Below are 5,287 nucleotides of genomic sequence, written 5' to 3' on the forward strand. Positions count from 1 at the left end.
AATCGCGGCTCTAAAAGACTCCATATGCGATCTGGCATATCATGGCGTCGGTGAGCGCCTATCATAAAAACCTTTCATTGATTCATTCTATATCTCATGCCAGTATAGATTGATTCTCGTGACGGCACTATCTAGAGAAAGTTACATAAAAATATAGAAATTTAAACTTTCCGATACAAAGCTTCTATGTCCCTAAACAATGTAGTCACGAGATAGTAAGCCGAAAAACCAGGCATCGGATTGTGCACAGCAGCCAGGAATGAGGATGCATTGTTGGTATAGTGTGGGATCATTTCAAGTCATTATTTGAGATAAAAGAAGATATTTTCAACCAAACAACATAGTTTATAGAGATTTTTGTCATTATTACACTGAACTCTACTGTTTTTTCGTGCTGAAATCGCGAACAATCAGACTATTTTAGCCACGTAATTTACGATATCGGTGCTATCATAAGCTGTGTCAGGAAAAAAATGCTTTGCACCCTAGGCCTTCGCTGCGTTTTGGAGGTGCTCCTATACAATCATCTGGGCTCTGTATGAGATCTATTTTCACTAGAATACCAAAAGCATCCAAGGTCAGGGTTATTTTGGTGTTGAGCCCCCTTTGAACAGCTGATTTCTTAGGTTTTTTCCCCCTGAAGATATCTTGTGATAAGGAGAGGATCTATCTACGCTACTTAAAATCAGGATGGACAATGCGTTTTTCAAGCAATTTTTCTCAAATTTCCATACGCCGTAAGGAGGCGGAAAATAGCGCTACAGAGCGCCCGTTTTCAAACTCCAAAATCTACCTATTAATAAATTTCTGAGTGTCCCTTGTACAGATTACCCCAAAGCTTCTATTGGCATGAAATATGAAGTTCCAAAAGCTCGAAATGTTATTCGAAATATCATGGTGACGGGGGGCTTTTTTCGGTGAATTTCTGCATAAAATACACATTCTTAAAATGAATGATCCAGTCATTTTAACTTTAAAACAATCTATCTCGAGACTACAATCTCTAGGAGTGCGCGATAAAAAACTTTTTCCTCTAGGGAAAAACGAGAAAAAAAGTAAGATAGATGATATAGAGTCATAAAAGAAATACTAAAGCAAAGTCTTGTATATAATGATGAAAATGGTATTGAAAGAACCATGTGCAAATATAAAGAATGAGGCATAGTATACAAAAGTTTAGTTTGAATATAGGATTTGAAAGAATTGAAGCCTTATAGGATTGCGTAGAGCGAGTAAGGCTAATCCATCGTTTCATAGTAGTCTAAAACGTCTCAATGAAGTTCCGGTCGGGCCAATATAATAGTAGACTCCCTCCAAAAGCAACGCGATTCCATCCCTTCGTTATGGAATGAGGCATGATCCATAATCAGGCTGGGGGTAGCGCTTTGATTCAACACTGTTCTCCCTAATAATTAAAAAATTCGTATTGCAAAAACATTGCCTCCCCTAGGAGCAATCGATTGATTATTCCAACGATACTATGGGTTTTTTTGGACTATGGATCATGCTTCTTACCAGCCCAGTGTTCTACTTCTTTTACCTGACTCTCTTTCTTTCCAAAGTGTCTTCTATATACCCCTCTCGTCACGTTATACAAAATGTTCAGTCGCTATATCGTTGATTGTTTCTTGAGATGTATTTCTTCATAAGCCTCCCTAAAGGTAAAGAATTTTTTATGGGTAAAGCCTAACTTCTTTAATACTACTGCGGCATATTCTTTCCTTAACTCCAATATTTCTCAATCTAGTATTCTCATTATCCTTGACAAATAATTGTAATTTTGAATAGTAAAGTTTAAGTTTACACCCTAAACGTTAGTATGGTAATTTCTTTATTATATTGATTACCATATTTACTTACTGTATTTCTGTGTGCTTCACACACTTCTGATGCTTCCTTTTGCATGCCTCTAGTTCAAGATGATTTATTACCGTGAAAATAATTTTTAGAATACCCAATACTATGTTTTTTCTAGATATTGAATAAGGTCTGCTCATAATAGTTTGTAAACAGTTTAAAAGTGAAATTAAAAGATTGTAAAAGTCCTTTTTTCTAAACTGGCACATTCTTCATTATAGGTGTTGCTTTCTATCGCTTGAGTTATTTTCAACCTTCCTTTAATGCCTAGGTTATTTACTTTTTTTCATCTCATTTTAGTGGTGAATTAGTAATACTTTAAGAGAATCGTTGATTTTTTAGGTTTAATATTGCCAGACTAGAATAGTAGGATAACGCATAGTAATGATGGTGACAGATTTACGATTATATTACCTAGATCAGACCTCTAATGAATCAGAGAGTATTCAAGCATCAAATCCATGTCTACAGACCTGTACACAGACGCTTTTTTCAGCAAAAAAAGAAGGACACTTGATACGAAATATTTACGGCCACTGTATTACCTTACATTCTATACCTTTCAAATATGGATCTATAATTACAGGACAGGGGACTTTTCCCCCTTCCAGTAAAATTTTGAAGCCAGGAATACGTTTGAAGGTTTATTGTATTCAACCCCTTTACACATTAAAAGTTCAAGGTCCTAAAATGATTTCTCTTGAGCGTCCTTGTGTACCTTATTCAGTATTTTTAATTCAAGATAAGCATAGTGTTCCAATAGCATTAAAAGAACACTCTGAACAGAATGTTGAAATTCCACAAGACGCTCATGGTTTTATAAGCTACTGTCCTATTCTCTTCATGATCGTAACGGCTTTTGATATAAAATTTACAGAAGATCACGGAGAATCTTTCCAATGGTCTCTGACGTTAGAAGAAATTTAAGAATGACTGTTTTATATACACAACATGTGCGATGAAAAAGCTTTTGCATCAAAATCGTACAAATCTTCTAAGCCTTCGCCTATTCCTATACCGTAGAGTGGTAATTTAAACGCTTGCGTTAAAGAGATGACCATACCTGCTCGCGCTGTACCATCCATTTTATTGATCACCAGTCCGGATAGAGGTAAAATGTTTTGAAAAGATGAAACTTGAGTCGTCATATGGTGTCCTGTAGTACCGTCCAAGACCAAGACGGATTTTAAAGTATGGGGCTTGTCCCTATAATATTTTGTGATGACACTATGAATTTTTTTAAGCTCATCCATCAAATCACTGCGATGGGGGAGGCGTCCTGCAGTATCAATTAAAATAATTCCGTTATTGTGGCGTTGTGCATCTTGTAATCCTTGATAAACAATACTTCCTGGATCTTTGTAATAATTGACCTGAATACGACCACTGGAGGATGGTTCCTTATTGAGGGCTAGATCAACTTTAGGAAGTTCTGCCTCAGTAATGTCTGCTTTGCTACGCTGAGCCCATATTTTTAATTGCGCTTGGGCACCGGCGCGAAAGGTATCTGCGGCGACACATCGCACGTTTTGTGTCTTCCAACGATGGGCTAATTTTCCTAAAAATGTGGTTTTTCCCGCACCGTTTACCCCTAACACTAAGACAACCCATGGATGAGCAGCACAGGCTTGGTGCATGTCTAATCTCGCTTCGTAAGGCTTCAACAACACTTCAAGACGGGCACTTAGAAGCTGTTTTGCATGGAGAAAATTTTTAGGTTTTTGTTTGCTGATATAAGCCGCCAACGTGCTAGACGCTTCTAAGCCAAAGTCTGCTTCTAACAATAAATCTTCAAGACTTTCTTGGTGAGAACATTCTGCAGAAAACCAACTCTGAAGCTTTTCAGAGAACTCCTGAGCACTGATGTATACTTTTTCTTTAATCCATTGCCACATACTCACTATCCTTTATATATTCTGAAAATTTTATATATTGATCCACTGTTAACATTTCAGGTCGATAGTGCATAGAAGCGCCTACACGTGCTAGACCTTCTTCTAAAAATCCCGTTGGAAATTTCACTGAAATTCTTGCTAGGGCATTTTTAAGAATTTTTCTACGCTGAGAAAAACAATGCTTTAGAACGCTTTCTAATGTGTCTAAATCTTTAGGAATACTAAAATTTCTTTTTAAATGAAGAACGCAGGAATCTACCTTGGGTTGCGGCACAAAAGATTCTGGACCTAACGTTAATATCCAGCGAACATGAGCCATGCTTTGTATCATCACAGCAAGCCTGCCGTAAGCCTTCGTGGACGGCTTGGAAATTATACGCTTTCCTACTTCCTTTTGAACCATAAATATTGCTTCAGGAAAACGTTCACTGTAGCGTAGCCAGCGTAATATAATAGGAATGCTGATATTGTAGGGTAAATTTCCTACCAAAACACTTTTAGGACATACAGCCCATTCTTGCCTAAGAGCATCGCCCCATAAAATATTGAGCGGAGGATCATAACTACTAAGACGTGGTGCAAATCGTTGGTCTTGCTCCATAACATAATAGGTTGAGGTTAAGGGGTGAAGGCAATCTGTAAGGGCACCTAACCCTGGCCCAATTTCTGTAATGGCTTGAAGTCCATTGACTTTTTGAATCGCTGACACAGTTTCAGTGATAGTAGTTAAGCCAAGGGGGCTGTTTAAAAAGTGTTGTCCCCATCTTTTTAATGCTTTGATTGCCACAGCAGATTGGATGTAACCTTTTATAGCATAGAGTGTACTATGCTTTTGATGGGGGAGATAGAGTCTAAGCAATAAAAAAAGTACCTTTTAGCATCGTGTTATCCAAAAAAATAAATAACTTAATTTTATCATTGATTTTTATTGGGAAATAAAAAAAATTATTATGAAAAATTTATAATTTTTTTTAACTTAAAATTGATTACTGTATCCCAAACATTGATCAAACATTATTTCAACGTTCCTGAAAATAGGTTCGATTGCCTATTCTTGAATCACAAAGATACAAGGTTCTCATGGGGGAATACTGAGCGTAAACGGGTTAAATAACCTCAGTTTTGTCATGGCAGTGATGCAGAAATTTACCTTGGTAAAATCTCATTCATGAACGGATGTGCCAGCATGAATACACTAATTTGACTGTTGCTGAGACAGTGAAAGCGCTCATATTGAATAAACTAAATATTTTTTTTGATCAAGCTATCCAACCTGACGGCCTCAATCTTCATCGCTTTGGTGAAGTAATCATTTTTGCCTAAACCACCTAAGGTGTACTACGCCTACGCCTGGTAGAGAAAGCAGTGATGATAGAAACCCAGTTTGGTGACAAAAAAGATGCCCATTAGTATTTGTGTGATTTTTCGAAAACTTTTTTCTATCAAGACATTTTCTTTAATCATATCGTCCGTCATCAGTGCGAAACGGTACTTTAGACCGGGGACGTTAAGGAAAAACGAGACGATAGCCAATC

General features: G+C 37.1%; 4 protein-coding genes. 1 reads left to right on the forward strand and 3 read right to left on the reverse strand.

Annotation, left to right across the window (positions count from 1 at the left end):
- Positions 1–2,241: 2,241 nt before the first annotated feature.
- Positions 2,242–2,784, forward strand: a complete 543-nt coding sequence (locus HCUR_RS06620) for a hypothetical protein (RefSeq protein WP_129591965.1) — start codon at positions 2,242–2,244, stop codon at positions 2,782–2,784.
- Between the two features lie 11 nt (positions 2,785–2,795).
- Here the strand turns inward: HCUR_RS06620 and HCUR_RS06625 are convergent, their stop codons facing one another.
- The 3 genes from HCUR_RS06625 to HCUR_RS09295 form a co-directional block, all read right to left on the reverse strand.
- Complete coding sequence (locus HCUR_RS06625) at positions 2,796–3,752, reverse strand: P-loop NTPase family protein (RefSeq protein WP_104207303.1); 957 nt, start codon at positions 3,750–3,752, stop codon at positions 2,796–2,798.
- Positions 3,736–4,611, reverse strand: coding sequence for a 16S rRNA (adenine(1518)-N(6)/adenine(1519)-N(6))-dimethyltransferase RsmA (rsmA, locus tag HCUR_RS06630; protein ID WP_104207304.1), 876 nt, complete (start codon positions 4,609–4,611; stop codon positions 3,736–3,738). Before rsmA ends, HCUR_RS06625 begins: the two co-directional genes overlap by 17 nt.
- A 485-nt stretch (positions 4,612–5,096) precedes the next feature.
- A partial coding sequence (locus tag HCUR_RS09295) for a hypothetical protein (protein WP_207760970.1) occupies positions 5,097–5,287 on the reverse strand: 191 nt, incomplete at its 5' end.

The sequence above is a fragment of the Holospora curviuscula genome (assembly GCF_002930195.1).
In the GTDB taxonomy this organism is placed as follows: Bacteria; Pseudomonadota; Alphaproteobacteria; order Holosporales; family Holosporaceae; genus Holospora; species Holospora curviuscula.